Annotated in this window: 16 protein-coding genes; 11 read left to right on the top strand and 5 right to left on the bottom strand. The window is 63.6% G+C overall.

The window, feature by feature from the left end; translation table 11 throughout:
- The first annotated feature begins 74 nt into the window (after positions 1 to 74).
- From ACFFP0_RS25010 to ACFFP0_RS24990, 5 genes are read left to right on the top strand one after another with little or no spacing between them, the layout of a single operon-like run.
- Entirely contained in the window at positions 75 to 1,022 is a 948-nt protein-coding gene (locus tag ACFFP0_RS25010; protein WP_377264934.1) for an ABC transporter permease, read from the top strand.
- Positions 1,019 to 1,894, top strand: a complete 876-nt coding sequence (locus tag ACFFP0_RS25005; RefSeq protein ID WP_377264933.1) for an ABC transporter permease — start codon at positions 1,019 to 1,021, stop codon at positions 1,892 to 1,894. The genes ACFFP0_RS25010 and ACFFP0_RS25005 overlap by 4 nt, the downstream gene beginning before the upstream one ends.
- A 23-nt stretch (positions 1,895 to 1,917) precedes the next feature.
- Positions 1,918 to 3,702, top strand: a complete 1,785-nt coding sequence (locus ACFFP0_RS25000) for a gamma-glutamyltransferase family protein (protein WP_377264932.1) — start codon at positions 1,918 to 1,920, stop codon at positions 3,700 to 3,702.
- 3 nt (positions 3,703 to 3,705) lie between these two features.
- Positions 3,706 to 4,470 carry a DUF1028 domain-containing protein gene (locus ACFFP0_RS24995; protein ID WP_377264931.1) on the top strand — a complete coding sequence of 255 codons (765 nt, stop codon included), beginning with the start codon at positions 3,706 to 3,708 and terminating at the stop codon, positions 4,468 to 4,470.
- Entirely contained in the window at positions 4,467 to 6,278 is a 1,812-nt protein-coding gene (locus ACFFP0_RS24990; protein ID WP_377264930.1) for an ABC transporter ATP-binding protein, read from the top strand. The genes ACFFP0_RS24995 and ACFFP0_RS24990 overlap by 4 nt, the downstream gene beginning before the upstream one ends.
- 38 nt (positions 6,279 to 6,316) lie before the next feature.
- Here the strand turns inward: ACFFP0_RS24990 and radC are convergent, their stop codons facing one another.
- The 4 genes from radC to phaC form a co-directional block, all read right to left on the bottom strand.
- Complete coding sequence (gene radC / locus ACFFP0_RS24985) at positions 6,317 to 7,120, bottom strand: RadC family protein (RefSeq protein WP_377264929.1); 804 nt, start codon at positions 7,118 to 7,120, stop codon at positions 6,317 to 6,319.
- A gap of 2 nt (positions 7,121 to 7,122) precedes the next feature.
- Positions 7,123 to 7,959: a type I methionyl aminopeptidase gene (gene map / locus ACFFP0_RS24980; RefSeq protein ID WP_377264928.1), complete on the bottom strand. Its 837-nt coding sequence runs from the start codon at positions 7,957 to 7,959 to the stop codon at positions 7,123 to 7,125.
- 139 nt (positions 7,960 to 8,098) lie between these two features.
- Positions 8,099 to 8,830: a DNA/RNA nuclease SfsA gene (gene sfsA, locus ACFFP0_RS24975; protein ID WP_377264927.1), complete on the bottom strand. Its 732-nt coding sequence runs from the start codon at positions 8,828 to 8,830 to the stop codon at positions 8,099 to 8,101.
- Between the two features lie 11 nt (positions 8,831 to 8,841).
- Positions 8,842 to 10,692 (bottom strand): class I poly(R)-hydroxyalkanoic acid synthase, encoded by a 1,851-nt coding sequence (gene phaC / locus ACFFP0_RS24970; RefSeq protein ID WP_377264926.1) that lies wholly within the window; start codon positions 10,690 to 10,692, stop codon positions 8,842 to 8,844.
- 124 nt (positions 10,693 to 10,816) lie between these two features.
- Here phaC and ACFFP0_RS24965 point away from each other — a divergent pair, with 124 nt between their 5' ends.
- From ACFFP0_RS24965 to recJ, 5 genes are all read left to right on the top strand, one after another.
- A complete protein-coding gene (locus ACFFP0_RS24965) occupies positions 10,817 to 11,218 on the top strand; it encodes a hypothetical protein (RefSeq protein WP_377264925.1) in 402 nt (133 codons plus the stop codon).
- A gap of 103 nt (positions 11,219 to 11,321) precedes the next feature.
- Entirely contained in the window at positions 11,322 to 12,539 is a 1,218-nt protein-coding gene (locus ACFFP0_RS24960) for an LL-diaminopimelate aminotransferase (RefSeq protein WP_377264924.1), read from the top strand.
- A gap of 63 nt (positions 12,540 to 12,602) precedes the next feature.
- Positions 12,603 to 13,925, top strand: a complete 1,323-nt coding sequence (locus ACFFP0_RS24955) for a homoserine dehydrogenase (protein WP_377264923.1) — start codon at positions 12,603 to 12,605, stop codon at positions 13,923 to 13,925.
- 182 nt (positions 13,926 to 14,107) lie between these two features.
- A complete protein-coding gene (locus tag ACFFP0_RS24950; protein WP_377264922.1) occupies positions 14,108 to 14,314 on the top strand; it encodes a hypothetical protein in 207 nt (68 codons plus the stop codon).
- A 92-nt stretch (positions 14,315 to 14,406) separates the two neighbouring features.
- Positions 14,407 to 16,239, top strand: coding sequence for a single-stranded-DNA-specific exonuclease RecJ (recJ, locus tag ACFFP0_RS24945; RefSeq protein ID WP_377264921.1), 1,833 nt, complete (start codon positions 14,407 to 14,409; stop codon positions 16,237 to 16,239).
- Positions 16,240 to 16,360: 121 nt separating this feature from the next.
- On the opposite strand, the gene ACFFP0_RS24940 is transcribed toward recJ, so the two are convergent.
- Complete coding sequence (locus tag ACFFP0_RS24940; protein WP_377264920.1) at positions 16,361 to 16,609, bottom strand: DUF982 domain-containing protein; 249 nt, start codon at positions 16,607 to 16,609, stop codon at positions 16,361 to 16,363.
- Between ACFFP0_RS24940 and ACFFP0_RS24935 the strand changes: the two genes are divergently transcribed.
- A complete protein-coding gene (locus ACFFP0_RS24935) occupies positions 16,608 to 16,865 on the top strand; it encodes a hypothetical protein (protein ID WP_377264919.1) in 258 nt (85 codons plus the stop codon). The genes ACFFP0_RS24940 and ACFFP0_RS24935 overlap by 2 nt on opposite strands.
- Positions 16,866 to 16,868 lie beyond the last annotated feature (3 nt).

Here is a 16,868-nt window from a genome sequence, read left to right as displayed (position 1 = left end):
TCCGCTTGTGCCGCGCGGGGAAGTGATCCCGTGCGGCACCTTTCCAACCCGCCTTTGCAACAAAGGGGGCGGCAATGCCTGTCTACATCGGAAAGCGTCTGCTGGTCGCGATCCCGACCCTGCTGATCATCTCCATCTTCGTCTTCTCGCTGCAGAAGCTGCTTCCAGGCGATCCGGTCCTGACCATGGCCGGCGAGGAGCGCGATCCCGCCGTCATCGAATTCCTGCGCGAAAAATACCGCCTGAACGATCCGGTGATCGTGCAGTATTTCTACTGGCTGGGCGGCATCCTGACCGGCGATTTCGGCGTTTCGCTGCGCACCAACCAGCCTGTCCTGGAGCTCGTCCTGCAGAAGCTTCCGGTGACGATCCAGCTCGCCGTCATGGCCATGTTCTTCGCCATGTTGATCGGCATTCCGATCGGCATCCTGGCGGCCGTCAAGAAGAACACCATGATCGATTATGTCGCCAACATCGTTGCTCTTTCGGGCCTGTCGATCCCGAATTTCTGGCTCGGCATCATGCTGATCCTGCTGATTTCCGTGCAGCTCGGCTGGCTGCCGGCATCCGGGTATGAATCGATCTTCGCCGATCCGGTGAGGTCGCTGCAGACCATGGTCATGCCGGCTTTCGTGCTCGGCAACGCGCTGGCCGCGACGCTGATGCGCCATACGCGCTCGGCCATGGTGGGCGTGATGAGCGCCGACTACATCCGGACCGCCCGCGCCAAGGGGCTTTCGCCGCGCGAGGTGGTCCTGAGCCACAGTTTCCGCAATGCGCTTCTGCCGGTCGTGACGCTTTCGGCGCTGCTCTTCGGCGAACTGCTCGCCGGTGCGGTGCTGACCGAGCAGATCTTCACCATCCCCGGCTTCGGCAAGCTGATCGTCGATGCCGTCTTCAACCGGGACTACGCGGTGGTGCAGGGCGTCGTGCTCTGCACGGCGGTCGGCTTCATCCTGATGAACCTCATTGCGGACGTTCTTTACGTCCTGCTCAATCCGCGTCTGAGGGCAACGATATGACCACCATCGACCAGGCCCCGCCCGTCGCGGCGGCCAGCCGTGCCGAAAGCCGCGCCTGGCGCAAGATGAAGAGGAACAAAAGTGCGGTGATCGGCGCGGCGATCGTGCTGTTCTTCGCGGTCCTTGCCATCGCCGCGCCCATCCTGCCGATCGCCGATCCGGTCGCCACGAGCTGGTCGGCGATCCGCAAGGCGCCGTCGGCCGCGCACTGGCTCGGCACCGACGATCTCGGCCGCGACATTCTCTCCCGGATGATCTGGGGTGCGCAGGCCTCGCTGATGGCCGGCATCTTCTCGGTGACGATCGCCGTCTGCATCGGCGTGCCCTTCGGGCTTGTCGCCGGCTATTTCGGCGGCTGGGTGGACATGGTGATCTCGCGCATCACCGAGGCGCTGCTCGCCATGCCGTTCCTGATCATGGCGATCGCGCTCGCGGCCTTCCTGGGGCCGAGCCTGATGAATGCGATGATCGCGATCGGCCTTTCGGCCATGCCGATCTTCGTGCGGCTGACGCGCGGCCAGGTGCTTGCGGTCAAGACGGAGGATTATGTCGAGGGCGCCCGCTCGATAGGCCTCAGCCACTTCGACATCATGGTCCGTTACATCCTGCCGAATGTCGTGGCGCCGATCATCGTGCAGGCGACACTGACGATCGCGACCGCGATCATCGCCGAGGCGAGCCTTTCCTTCCTCGGCCTCGGCCAGCAGCCGCCGGCCCCGTCCTGGGGCTCCATGCTGAACGTCGCCAAGAACTTCCTGAGCCAGGCGCCCTGGATGGCCATGTGGCCGGGCGTTGCAATCTTCCTCGTCGTCATCGGCTTCAATCTGCTCGGTGACGGCTTGCGTGACGCACTCGATCCGCGCGAAGCATGAGTTTTGAACAAGGATTTCCGAAAATGACCGAATTCACCACAAGACCTGAGATCCTCGGCACGTTCGGCGTGGTCACCTCGACCCACTGGATTGCGTCCGCCGTCGGGATGGCGATCCTCGAAAAGGGCGGCAACGCCTTCGACGCGGCGGTGGCGACCGGCTTCGTGCTGCAGATCGTCGAGCCGCATCTGTGCGGTCCGGGCGGCGACATGCCGGCGGTCTTCTATTCGAGGAGCAAGGACAAGGTCGAAGTCATCTGCGCGCAGGGGACCGCGCCCGCAGGTGCCACGATCGAGCACTACACCTCCGAAGGCCTGAAGCTGATCCCGGGCGACGGCCTGCTCGCAACCGTCATTCCGGGCGCCTTCGACGGCTGGATGCTGATGTTGCGCGACTACGGCACGATGAGCGTGCGCGAGGTTCTGGAGCCGGCGATCTATTACGCCGGGCAGGGGCATCCGATGCTCGCCCGCGTTTCCGCCACCATCCGGGGGCTGGCCGGCTTCTTCGAGAAGGAATGGCCGACATCCCATGCGACGTGGCTGCCGGGCGGGGCGGTGCCCGAACCGCTCGGCAATTTCAAGAATCCGGTCCTGGCGGAGACCTGGAAGCGGATCATCGCCGAGGCGGAAGCCAGGACAGGCCGCGAAAACCAGATCGAAGCCGCCCGCGATGCCTTCTACCGGGGCTTCGTGGCGGAGGCGATCGACCGGTATGCCAGCACCACGGCGGTGATGGACGCCAGCGGCGCGCGCCACAAGGGCGTCCTGACCGCCGACGACATGGCGAACTGGCAGGCGACGGTCGAAGCGCCGCAGACCTACGACTATCACGACTGGACGATCGCCAAGACGCCGGCCTGGGGGCAGGGGCCGGTCCTCCTGCAATCGCTCGCCCTGCTGAAGGGCTTCGATCTCTCCGCCATCGACCCCGCCGGCCCGGATTTCGTGCATGTGGTCGTGGAGGCGATGAAGCTCGCCTATGCCGACCGTGAAGTCTATTACGGCGACCCGGAATTCGCGCAGATTCCGACGGAATACCTGCTCTCGGAAGGCTACAATGCCGAACGGCGCAAGCTGATCGGTGAAACCGCATCGCTGGAACTGCGGCCCGGGCGCGTACCGGGTTACGACAATCAGTTCGACCTCACCATGGCGATGCTGGCGGACGTGAGCGGCAAGGGCGCGGTCTATGAACCCACCATGTCGCACCTGACCGAAAAGCGCGGCGACACGGTGCATATCGATGTCATCGACCGCTGGGGCAACATGGTCTCGACCACGCCGTCCGGCGGCTGGCTGCAGTCCTCGCCGATCGTGCCGGGCCTTGGCTTCGCGCTCAACTCGCGCGCCCAGATGTTCTGGCTGAAACCCGGCCTGCCGACATCCCTGGCGCCGGGAAAGAGGCCGCGCACCACGCTCACCCCGTCGCTCGCGCTGCATCAGGGGCGGCCGACGCTCGTCTTCGGCACGCCCGGCGGCGACCAGCAGGATCAATGGCAGCTTCCCTTCTTCCTGCGCTACGTCCATCACAGGAAGAACCTGCAGGCGGCGATCGACATGCCGCTCTTCCACACGACGCATTTCCCCGGCTCCTTCTATCCGCGCACCAGCCAGCCGGGAAACATCATGGTGGAAAGCAATATCGGCGTGGACGTGCTCGACGAGCTGCGTCGCCGCGGCCATCAGGTGACGGTGGCCGATCCGTGGAGCGTCGGCCGGCTGACGGCGGCCCGCCGCGATGCCGACGGCCTGATGCGGGCGGCGGCGACGCCGCGCCTGATGCAGGCCTATGCGGTAGGGAGGTAATCCATGACCTGGTCGATCGTCGCACGCGATCCGCAGACCGGCCATCTCGGCATTGCCGTGGCGAGCCGTTTCTTCGCGGTGGGCAGCGCCGTGCCGCATATCAAGGGCAGGGTGGGGGCCGTGGCCACGCAGGCCTTCGTCAGCCCGCTTTATGGCACCGATGGATTGAAGTTGCTCGAAGAGGGCAAGGCGCCGCAGGAGATCGTCGAGGCGCTGACTTCCCGCGACGACGGGCGGCGGCAGCGCCAGTTTCACCTGATCGACGCGAACGGCCGGAATGTCGCCTATACCGGCGATGCCTGCGTCGACTGGGCCGGGCATCTGGTGGACGACGGTGTCTCCGTCGCGGGCAACATGCTGGCCGGTCCACAGGTGATCGCCGAGACGCTGAGGGTCTACAGGGAAAAGGCCGCGGCAGGCGTGCCGCTTGCCGAACGCCTGCTCGACGCCATGGATGCCGGCGAGGCGGCCGGCGGCGACAAGCGCGGCAGGCAGTCCGCCGCCATGGTCCTCTGCCGCGACCAGGACTATGCCTGGCTGCGCATCCACGCGGATGATCATGCGGACCCGCTGAAGGAATTGCGCCGGCTCTACGCCGTGGCGCAGGAACGCTTCCTGCATGTCGCCGAGACCATGCCGACCCGCGAAAACCCGCATGGCATGATCGACCGCCGCATCATCGACCAGAAGATCGCCGAGCTGGAAGCCGCCCGCGAGGCGGAAGGCCGGCCCTCCGCCTCCTTCGCGACCCCATGGAAACCGGCATGACCTCGACCCCCGTCCTCTCCGTCCAGAACCTCACGACGTCCTTTCTCATCGACGGCGAATGGAAGAGCGTCGTGCGCAATGTTTCCTTCGACGTGCGTCCGGGCGAAACAGTGGCGATCGTCGGTGAGTCCGGTTCCGGCAAGAGCGTCACGTCATTGTCGATCATGCGGTTGCTGGCGCCGGGGTCGAGCCGCATCGAAGGCAGGATCGAGCTTGCCGGCACGGACCTTCTCGCGCTCCCCGAAAAGGAGATGCGCGGCGTGCGCGGCAACGGCGCCTCGATGATCTTCCAGGAGCCGATGACTTCACTCAACCCGATCTTCACGATCGGCCGGCAGATCTCCGAGGTGCTGACCCGCCACAAGGGCCTGTCGAAACAGGAGGCGCGCGCGCAGACTGTGCGGCTTCTGGAAAAGGTCCGCATACCCAACGCGTCGTCGCGCTTCGACGACTATCCGCACCAGTTTTCGGGCGGCATGCGCCAGCGCGTGATGATCGCCATGGCGCTGGCGTCCAAGCCGAAGCTGCTGATCGCCGACGAGCCGACCACGGCGCTCGATGTCACCATTCAGGGACAGATTCTCGACCTTATCAAGGTGTTGCAGGAAGAGGAGGGCATGTCCGTGCTCTTCATCACCCATGACATGGGCGTGGTGGCTGAGATCGCCGATCGCACCATCGTCATGTATCGCGGAGAGGCGGTGGAAAGCGGTCCCACGGAAGAGATCTTCCAGCACGGCAAGCATCCCTACACGCGCGCGCTGCTTTCCGCCGTGCCCAGGCTTGGCTCCATGCGGAACCATAGATGGCCGACGCGCTTCGCCGTCGTCGACATGAAGACGGGGGAGACGGCTGAGCCAGAAGAGATTGCCGATACCGTCGCCAGGGGCCGGACACCGGTCCTCGCGGTCCGCAATCTCGTGACGCGCTTCCCGGTCCGTTCCGGCCTTTTCGCTCGCCAGACCGGTGCGGTGCATGCGGTCGAGAACATTTCCTTCGATCTCTTTCAGGGCGAGACGCTGTCACTGGTCGGTGAATCCGGCTGCGGCAAGTCGACGACAGGCCGCTCGATCATGCGGCTGATCGAGCCGACCGGCGGCGAGGTGGCCCTCGATGGCTACGACGTCCTGCGGCTGGACGGCATCGGCCTGCGCAACATGCGCAAGACGATCCAGATGATCTTCCAGGACCCGTTCTCCTCGCTCAACCCGCGCATGACGGTGGGCGCGGCGATCGCCGAACCGTTCATCAAGCACAAGCTCGGGACGGCGAAGGAGGCAAGGGAGAAGACGGTCGACCTCTTGCGCAAGGTTGGGCTTTCGCCGGACATGGCAAGCCGCTACCCGCACGAGTTCTCCGGCGGCCAGCGGCAGCGCATCGCGATCGCCCGTGCGCTTTCGCTCGACCCCAAGGTGATCGTCGCCGACGAAAGCGTCTCGGCGCTCGACGTGTCGATCAAGGCGCAGGTCTGCAACCTCCTGCTCGACCTGCAACAGAGCCTCAATCTGGCGTTCCTGTTTATTTCCCACGACATGGCGGTGGTGGAGCGCGTCAGCCACCGCGTCGCGGTCATGTATCTCGGCGAGATCGTCGAGATCGGCCCGCGCGCCGCGGTCTTCGAGAACCCGCAGCATCCCTATACGAAGAAGCTGATGGCGGCCGTGCCGGTGCCGGACCCGGCGCGCCGCGGCATCCGCCGGGGCATTTCCAGCGACGAATTGAAGAGCCCTGTCCGCGGCATGGATTACCTTCCGCCGAAACGGGAATATCGCGAGGTCTCGGCAGGCCATCTGGTCCAGATGGCCTAGGATTCGGGCAGGCATCGGATATCCGGCCTGATGCCCGCTCAGATCAGCCTGAGGCCTTTCAGGCTGACATGCCCGTCCTTGCCGATGATGATGTGGTCGTGCACCGTGATCCCGAGCGGCTTTGCGGTATCGATGATCGTCCTCGTCATGTCGATATCGGCGCGCGAAGGCGTCGGATCACCGCTTGGGTGATTGTGGACCAGGATAATCGCCGTGGCCGAAAGCTCCAAAGCCCGGCGCACCACTTCGCGGGGATAGACCGGCGTATGGTCGACCGTGCCATGGCCCTGCACCTCGTCGGCGATCAGCACATTGCGCTTGTCCAGAAAGAGGATGCGGAACTGTTCGCGGGATTCGTAGGCCATGGCCGCATGGCAGTAGTCGATCACCGACGACCAGGAGGAAAGGACCTGCTTGTCCCGCAACTCGCTCTTCAGGATTCGCTGGCCGACGGTCGCGACGAGCTTCAGGTCGAGCGCGACGGACTCGCCGACGCCTTTGACCTCCTGCAGCAGCGCGGCCGATGCGCCGAAGACGCCGGCGAGATTGCCGAACCGGTCGAGCAACGCCTTGGCGATGGGTTTCGTGTCTCTTTGGGGAATGGAGCGGAAGAGAAGAAGTTCGAGCATCTCGTAATCGGCCAGCGCCGTATCGCCATGCTCACGGTATTTCGCACGCAGCCGGTCGCGATGCCCATGGTAATGGGCGCCCGGCTCCTCCTTGGGGGGAGCGGGGGATTTCTTGATGGCTTTCGGCTTCGAAAGCTGCTCGGCGAAAAAGCCGCGTTCATCGTCGATGAAAGAGGTCTGGTCGTCCGGCGGAGGAGCCGAGCGGTTCGCCATGACTACCTCGGAAGCGACGGCAGGCCTGGCCGGTCGAGGCCCGCAGGCGACAGGGTGAAGATTTCGCAACCCGTGGCCGTCACGCCGACCGCATGCTCGTATTGTGCTGAAAGCGACCGGTCGCGCGTGACGGCGGTCCAGCCGTCCGAAAGCACTTTCACATGCGGTTTGCCGAGATTGATCATCGGCTCGATGGTGAAGATCATGCCTTCCTTCATCTCCGGTCCCTCGTCGGCGCGGCCGTAGTGGAGGATGTTCGGCGAGTCATGGAAAAGCTTGCCGACGCCATGGCCGCAGAAATCGCGCACCACCGAGCAGCGTTCCGCCTCCGCATAGGTCTGGATCGCTTCGCCGATCGCACCCGTGCGGGCGCCGGGACGGACGGCGGCGATGCCGCGCAGAAGGCATTCATAGGTGACTTCGAGCAGGCGCTCGGCGGCGCGCTTGATCTGGCCGACCGGATACATGCGGCTCGAATCCCCATGCCAGCCGTCGAGGATATAGGTCACGTCGATGTTGACGATATCCCCTTCGCGCAGCGGCTTGTCGTCGGGCATCCCATGGCAGACGACGTGGTTGATGGAGGTGCAGACCGAGTATTTGTAGCCCCGGTAATTCAGCGTCGCAGGCAGGGCGCCGTGATCCATGCCGAATTCGAACACGAAACGATCGATCGCATTGGTGGTGATACCCGGCTTCACGATCGCCGCAAGTTCGTCAAGGCAGCGCGCCGTCAGCAGGCAGGCCTTGCGCATGCCGGCGAAGTCTTCCGGTGTATAGAGCCGGATCGCGCCCGTGTTCTTCATTGGGGCGGAAACCGCCTCGATATAGTTGACCATGGTTCTTTTCCCGCAATTTCTCCGTTCATAAAGCAGCAGCCCCCGGTTCGTCTATCGGGATCAGCGATTTGTGACCGGTTTCTCGGCAACTTCCGGTGCCGGTGATTGCAGCCGGCCGGCGCGACCGAAATGTCCTCTGTCAAGAGGGCCACCAGGCGTGAGGTTCGGCGAGATCATCGACGGGGATCAGTCCGGAAGGCGCGATTTCGTCCGGCGAAACCCGGCAGCGAACCGCATAGGCTTCAACACCGCGGCCCTTTGCCCGTTGGAAAGCAGCCGCATAGAGCGGGTCGAGGTCGGCGCAGATCGAGAAGCGTTCGCAGTCGTGCCGCTGGATCAGGTAGATCATCACCGCCCGGTGACCCCGGTCAGCCATGTCGCCGAGTTCTTCCAGATGCTTGGCTCCGCGCTTCGTGACGGTATCGGGAAATTCCGCCAGTCCCTGTGTCCGGCTGTAGTGTACGTTCTTGACCTCCACATAGGCGTCGGGCAGCTCGGCCCCCGAAAGCAGGAAGTCGATGCGCGAATTGCGGCCGTAACGTTGTTCCGGAAGGATGGTCTCGTAGTCCGCGAGGCTCGGGATCAGCCCGGCCCGGATTGCTTCGTCCGCCAGCTTGTTCGGCAGGCCGGTATTGATGCCGACCACTTCTCCGTCCACTTCGACCATCTCGAACATATGGCGGTACTTGCGCGTCGGGCTGTCGTGCAGCGAAACCCAGATTTTCGAGCCGGGCGCGGTCAACCCCCGCATCGAGCCGGTATTCGGGCATGAGCCGGTGAACGGCGTGCCGTCTTCGGCGATGGCGTCGAAAAGGAAGCGCTTGTAGCGCTGCAGGAGGGTCGCGGGGACGAGCGGCGGGTGAAAACGCATCGGATGGGTGTTCAGACGCGGGCGAGGACGTACGTGCCGGGCGCGTCGGCGATGGCATTCAGGGCCGAGCCGCCGGGCTTGCGGGCCGGCACGCGCTGGTCGTTCCTGTCCTCGATCCAGGCATGCCAGTGCGGCCACCATGAGCCCCTGGTTTCCTCGGCCGCGGCCATCCAGTCCTCGTATTCGCCCTTCGCCTTGCCGCCGGTCCAGTACTGGTATTTCTGCTTGTCAGGCGGGTTGACCACGCCGGCGATATGGCCGGAGCCGGTCACCACGAAATCCACCGGTCCCCCGAAAAGCGATGAACCGAGGAATACGGACTTCGGGGGCGCGATATGATCCTCCCGGGTGGCGAGATTGTAGACCGGGATCTTGATGTCCTTCAGCGAGATCGTCTTGCCGCCGAGCGTCATCTCGCCCTTGCTCAGGTTGTTGTTGAGATAGCAGTTGCGCAGGTAAAAGGCGTGGTTGGCGGCCGCCATGCGCGTCGAATCGGAATTCCAGTAGAGCAGGTCGAAGGGCAGGGGGTCCTGTCCCTTGAGGTAATTATTCACCACATAGGGCCAGATGAGTTCCGAGGCGCGCAGCATGTTGAAGGCCATCGCCATCTTCGACCCTTCGAGATAGCCGGCGGCGTTCATCTGCTTTTCGATCGCGGCGAGCTGTTCCTCGTCGACGAAGACCTTCAGGTCTCCCGCATGGGTGAAATCGACCTGCGTGGTGAGGAAGGTGGCGGAGGCGATCCGGCGGTTCTTCTCCTTCGCGTGGTAGGCGAGCGTGGCGGCGAGCAACGTCCCGCCGACGCAATAGCCGATGGCGTTCACCTGCTTCTCGCCGGTCGCCTTCTCGATCGTCTGCAGCGCGAAGTCGATGCCCTCGCGCATGTAGGATTCCCAGTCCTTCCTGGCATGCCGCGCGTCCGGATTGACCCAGGAGATGACGAAGACGGTATGTCCCTGGTCGACACACCACTTGATGAAGCTCTTCTGCGGGTTGAGGTCGAGGATATAGAACTTGTTGATCCATGGCGGCACGATCATCAATGGCCGTTTCAGCACCGTTTCGGTCGACGGTTCGTACTGGAGGATCTCGCATATGTCGCTCTGGGCGATCACCTTGCCCGGCGTCAGCGCCAGATTGTGGCCGATCGCGAATTTCGTCGCGTCGGTATGGCGCAGGCGAAGCTCGCCGCCGCCGGCGGCGATATCCTCCGCAAGCATCTTCATGCCGGCCACCAGATTGGCGCCGCTGGTGGCGACGGTCTCGCGGTAGACTTCGGGATTGGTGAGGGCGAAATTGACCGGCGAGAGAGCGGCGGTGATCTGCCTCACGTAGAAGGCGGCCTTGTGCCGGGTATGTTCGTCGAGCCCTTCGGCCTCGCTGACCAGTTTCTCGGCCCAGGAGGCGGTGACGAGATAGACCTGCCTGAGGAAGGCGAAGAACGGGTTCTTCACCCAGTCCTCATCGGAAAAACGCTTGTCCTTCGGCAGCGCGTCCGCTTCCGTTGCGGCCGCAGGTTCGCCGGAGAACTGGCTGAGCGTGCGCGTCCAGATGCCCATGTAGCTGGCGAAGAGCATGGTCTGCGCTTCCAGCGTGCGCTTCGGTTCGGATATCCAGTATTCCGTAACCCTGGAAAGCGTCCTGACGAGGTCGGTGAGGGGATCGGCGACCGATTCGGCAATTTCGCCGCGCTCGCGAGGCCCGAGCCATTCGGATGCCGCCTTGCCGAGATTCTCGGCGGCGCGGGCGAAATTCATCGCAAGCGCCTGCGGGTCCCTGACCATGTAGGCCTCGACCGATTTGGGGTCGAAGCCCGGAAATTCCCGTCCGGCGCTACCCTTGTCCTCGGTCTTTTCCGCCACGCGCGACCTCCCGGTGAACTGTCGTTTGTTTTCGTTTGTACATTGTGCCTGAAAGCGAATACAAGTGCCAGCGATCGGAGCATCCAGGTGGATGTATTCGAGGGGTGAGAACTGGGCAACGGACATGAAAAAACTGAGGCATAGGATCGTAGGCTTACCGCTTTTTGTCGGTCTCGGCGCGCTGCCTCTTTTGACGGGCTGCAACAGCAAGGGGTTTGCGCTCGACGACGGCATCCCCAACACGCCGCCGCCGGCCGTGATCGCCCAGTCGAAGGCCGCGCCGCCGCCCGGTCCCGTCGTCAGGAGGGACACCGGCGCCTATCCCACCTTCGATCCGACGCTGACCGCAGCCGCCGAGCAGATCGAGGACGAGGATTACAAGAAGAGCGAGCCCAGGCTCGCCGCTCTCGCCCGCGCCCGCAAGGCCGGTTCGATCTCGGAAGCGGAGTATCAGCGGCGCGTGGCCGAATACCGCAAGCTTGCCGCCGAACACGGCAGCGACGCATTGGCCAATATCACCAAATAGCGCTTGCGTTTCGCCGTATTTGGCCGCAAAGCACAAATCGCCTAAGATGCGCCACGAAGCAGCGCAATGACGCCTGCTTGCAGCATCCATCTTCGAGGGAGCCATGGAAGAGTTTCATAAGGTCCGGCGACTGCCGCCATACGTTTTCGAACAGGTCAACCGTTTGAAGGCGAGCGCGCGAGCGGGTGGCGCCGACATTATCGATCTCGGCATGGGCAATCCCGACCTCCCGACGCCCAAGGCGATCGTCGACAAGCTGTGCGAAGTGGTGCAGGACCCGCGCACGCACCGATATTCCTCGTCGAAGGGCATTCCGGGCCTGCGTCGCGCCCAGGCCGCCTATTATGCACGCCGGTTCGGCGTGAAGCTCAATCCGGAGACGCAGGTCGTCGCGACGCTCGGCTCCAAGGAAGGCTTCGCCAACATGGCGCAGGCGATCACCGCGCCGGGCGACGTGATCCTCTGCCCGAACCCGACCTATCCGATCCATGCCTTCGGCTTCCTGATGGCTGGCGGCGTGATCCGCTCCATGTCGGTCGAGCCGGACGACAGCTTCTTCCCGCCGCTGGAGCGTGCGGTGAAGCACTCGATCCCGAAGCCGCTGGCTCTGATCCTCAACTACCCGTCCAACCCGACGGCCTTCGTCGCGACGCTCGATTTCTACAAGGAAGTCGTGGCCTTTGCGAAGAAGCACGACATCATCGTCCTTTCCGACCTGGCCTATTCGGAAATCTATTTCGACGACGTGCTGCCGCCGTCCGTCCTGCAGGTGCCGGGCGCGATGGACGTCACGGTCGAGTTCACCTCCATGTCGAAGACCTTCTCCATGCCCGGCTGGCGCATGGGCTTTGCGGTCGGCAACGAGCGGCTGATCTCGGCTCTGACGCGGGTGAAGTCCTACCTCGATTACGGCGCCTTCACGCCGATCCAGGTGGCCGCGACCCACGCGCTGAACGGCGACGGCTCCGACATCGCGGAGGTCCGCAACGTCTACAAGCGCCGCCGCGACGTGATGGTGGACAGCTTCGGCAAGGCCGGCTTCGAAGTGCCGCCGCCTGCCGCGACCATGTTCGCCTGGGCGAAGATCCCGGAAAAGTTCCGCCATCTCGGATCGCTGGAATTCTCCAAGCTCCTCGTCGAGAAGGCGGACGTCGCGGTCGCCCCCGGCATCGGCTTCGGCGAGATGGGCGACGACTACGTCCGTCTGGCGCTCGTCGAGAACGAGCATCGCATCCGCCAGGCTGCCCGCAATATCAAGAAGTTCCTGTCGACGGCGGATGACACGATGCATAACGTCATCTCGCTCAATACGCGCCGCTGACCGGATTTTGCATAGGGCGGCCCCGGCGCGGGCCGCCACCTTCATCAAACCAGGAAGAATAGCATGGCAGATGCCCTCAAAGTCGGCATTGCGGGTCTCGGCACCGTGGGTGCCTCGCTCGTCCGGATCATCCAGAACCGCGCGAACGAGCTTGCTGTGACGTGCGGTCGTCCGATCGAGATCACCGCAGTCACGGCGCGCGACAGGAAGCGCGACCGCGGTATCGACATTTCTGGCATCACCTGGTTCGACACGCCTCAGAAGCTCGCGGCGGAAGCCGATATCGATGTTTTCGTGGAATTGATAGGCGGCGCCAATGGTCCGGCCGCGGAATCCGTCCGTGCAGCACTGGAACGGGGTCTCCATGTGGTGACCGCCAACAAGGCGCTGCTTGCGGCTTCCGGCGTGGAACTTGCCAGGATCGCCGAAGACAAGGGCGCGCTCCTCAATTTCGAGGCGGCCGTTGCCGGCGGCATTCCGGTCATCAAGGCGCTCCGTGAATCGCTGACGGGCAATACCGTCTCACGCGTCTACGGCATCATGAACGGCACCTGCAACTACATCCTGACCCGGATGGAGAAGGAGGGGCTTTCCTTTGCCGATTGCCTCAGGGAAGCGCAGCGTCTGGGTTACGCCGAAGCCGATCCCGCCTTCGATATCGAGGGCAATGATACGGCCCATAAGCTGGCCATCCTGACGACACTTGCTTTCGGCACGGAGATTGCCGCCGACGAGATCTATCTGGAAGGCATCACCAACATCTCGATCGAGGACATCCGGGCGGCATCCGATCTCGGTTATCGGATCAAGCTTCTCGGCGTCGCCCAGAAGACCGAGAGCGGCATCGAGCAGCGCGTGCATCCGACCATGGTGCCGCATGATTCGGTGATTGCCCAGGTCGATGGCGTCACCAATGCGGTGGCGATCGAATCCGATATCCTTGGCGAACTGCTGATGGTCGGTCCGGGCGCCGGCGGCAACGCGACCGCATCCGCCGTGCTCGGCGATATCGCCGACATCGCCAAGAGCCGTCCTGGCGCCCAGCGCGTCCCGGTCCTGGGCACGCCGGCGGCAGCGCTTGCCCCCTACAAGCGGGCGCGCATGCGCAGCCATGAAGGCGGCTATTTCATCCGAATCACGGTGGTGGATCGCACTGGCGTTTTCGCCAGCATCGCGGCCCGCATGGCCGAAAACAATATATCGCTGGAATCGATCATGCAGCGGGCGAATCCGGAAACGGCCGACGACAGCCCGAAGACGATCATCCTGGTTACCCATGCAACGACCGAGGCTTCGATCCGCAAGGCGGTCGATGCGATCAAGGCTGAAAGTTATCTGGTCGGCGAGCCGCAGGTCATTCGCATCGAACGGCCTAAAGCCTTCTGAAATCTGCACTTTATCGGAAAGTGGATTTGCCGCCGGCATTCCGTTGTTGCGGTGCGGCAGGGATATCCACCGGCCGGAAATAAAAAACGCATCGTGAAGATTTCATGACTAGCGGTAGAAAATCGGCGGGCTTACACTGATCATGTAGTCACTAGAGCGAGGGAGGCGCTTGCGTGATGATCATGAGCACGAGGAATAAGGCATGCCGGCTGGAAATCGGTGGACCCGTTGACGGACCGGTGCGTTCACGGACCCTGCATCTGGTTCACGCCAACGACCAGTACAGCGGCGACGACTTCGAAGGGCGGAGGAACTGGAGCTTCATGCTGGTTCTGTTCGCAGCCTTGGCGGGTGTGACCAGTTCGGCTGCGATCTGGTCTTTCATCTGACCTGTGCAGAAGCTTCAGACAGGTTGCTGAATCCACATGATGCTTCGGTAAGGTGGATTCCTGTTTTGCTCCGGATACGCTAAAAGCGGTCGATGACCAGATTTATCTCCGCGCTTTCCTCGGCGGCGGAAACGGTTGATCCCGTGCCGCGCGCATTCCTCGGTGTTGAACGCTCAGCAGGCGACCAGCGCTGGATTTCGCGTCTCGATCAGGCCGCCCAGAACCGGGCGCTTGCGATTGCCCAGGTCCACGGCATTCCCGATCTCGTCGCGCGCGTGCTCGCCGGGCGCGGCGTTTCCCTCGACGACGCGCCTGCCTTTCTCGATCCCACGATCCGCGCGCTGATGCCCGAGCCGTTCACTCTCACCGACTGCGAAAAGGCGGTGACGCGGCTGGCCGACGCGGTCGCAAGACGGGAGAAGGTTGCGATCTTCGGCGACTACGACGTCGACGGGGCGGCCTCCTCCGCATTGCTCTATCGCTTCCTGCGGCATTTCGGTGTCGAGGCGGAAATCTACATCCCTGACCGCATCTTCGAGGGGTATGGGCCTAATCCCGCAGCGATCCGCCAGCTGATCGCCAACGGCGCGAAGCTGATCGTGACCGTGGACTGCGGCTCCACCAGCTTTGACGCGCTCGCGGCGGCCCGCGAGGAGAAATGCGATGTCGTGGTGATCGACCATCACCAGCTTGGCCACGAACTGCCTCCATGCCTGGCGCTGGTCAATCCGAACCGCGAGGACGATCTTTCCGGCCAGGGCCATCTCTGCGCGGCAGGCGTCGTCTTCATGGTTCTGGTGGCTGCGGCCCGCTTCCTGCGCGAACGTGGCGATCCGCGCGCCAGATCACTGGACCTGCTTGGCTGGCTGGACCTCGTGGCGCTGGCGACCGTCTGCGACGTGGTGCCGCTCAAGGGGCTCAATCGCGCCTATGTGGTCAAAGGCCTGCTTGCGGCACGCCATATGGGAAATGCGGGGCTTGCGGCGCTCTTTCGCAAGGCGGGGCTGGGTGGACCAGTGACGCCCTATCATCTCGGTTTCCTTATCGGTCCGCGCATCAACGCCGGCGGCCGTATCGGCGATGCCGCGCTCGGAAGCAGGCTGCTGACGCTCGATGACGCGATCGAGGCCGAAGAGATAGCCGGGCGGCTGGACGAATTGAACCGCGAACGGCAGGCCATGGAAGCGGCCATGCTCGCGGAAGCGGAAGCGGAAGTGCTCGCCGAATATGGGACGGGCGAGGACGCCTCGGTGCTTTTGACGGCGCATGACAACTGGCACCCCGGCATCGTCGGGCTGATCGCCGCAAGGCTCAAGGAAAAGTTCAAGCGACCCGCGTTCGCGATCGCCTTCGATCCGTCCGGCAAGGGAACCGGGTCCGGCCGCTCCATCAACGGTTTCGACATGGGCCGCATGGTGCGGGCCGCGGTGGAGGCTGGCCTTCTCGTGAAGGGGGGCGGCCATGCCATGGCGGCGGGATTGACGGTCGAGCGCGTCAATCTCGGCCGCCTGCGAGCATTTTTCGAGGAGATGGCGGGCGAAAGCGTGCCGTCGCTGGTGGCCAGCCATGTTCTGAAAATCGACGGAGCGCTCTCCGCCTCCGGCGCGACGCTGGAGCTTTTCGACATGCTCGAACAGGCCGGCCCCTATGGCTCCGGACATGCGCAGCCGGTCTTCGTCATTCCCGCCCATCGCCTGAAGGATGCGCGCCTTGTCGGCGCCGCGCATGTCAAGGTGACGCTGGAGGCGGCGGACGGTTCGCGAATCGAGGGAATAGCATTCCGCGCGGCAGAGACGCCGCTCGGGAACCTGCTGCTCAATTCGCGGGGATCGCAGATCCACGCCGCCGGCTGCCTGACCGCCGATCACTGGCAGGGCAACCGCCGAATCCAGATTCGTCTGCTCGACGCGGTGAAGGCTATGTAACGGCAGGCGCCGTCACGGGGGAGCGAGAATAGGGCGGGCACGCCGCAAGCCGTCTTATCCGACCTCCGGAACAATCCCATTTTCGTCATGGCGGTGGAATCCCCGGGGAAGCGCTGCTGGTTCAGCCAGTGAATGCGATATTCGCCTCCTGGGCAGCCGCGATCAGTGCGGCTCTTACGGCTTCCGGGGGAACCCTGCCGGTTATGCCGTCTATGCAGGACTGAAGCGCGTGAATGTACCCGTCGCCGCTGAAACAGGGCCACTGCTCAAGTAGGACTTCGGAGGCCCCGAACACGCACCTGACCGTCCTGACATCGCCGGTCGTCCCATACATGCCGATCCTGACTGGTGCGAAAGCGCGAGGTGCCATGTCCATGCTCCTTTGTGCGCCGATCGGCGCAAGGCGAGCGTTCGTCAAACACGAAATGGAGGGCGATGTCATTGATGTGGATCAGTTTTTTGGACCGATCCGGGAGCGCTGCCGTCTTGCCGGGCATCCGCGACGCGTGGATTCGACAGGTTTGGGGCGCCGTGCGGACGCACGGCGGCTCTATGGCATGAGCATCAACGAAATCCCAAAGGATGGACTTCTGTCCGGCCTTTTCCAAATATTTGACTTGAGGTGATGT

The organism is Neorhizobium puerariae (assembly GCF_042429745.1).
Lineage (GTDB): Bacteria > Pseudomonadota > Alphaproteobacteria > Rhizobiales > Rhizobiaceae > Neorhizobium > Neorhizobium puerariae.
This window is presented reverse-complemented; position numbering and strand designations above follow the sequence as displayed.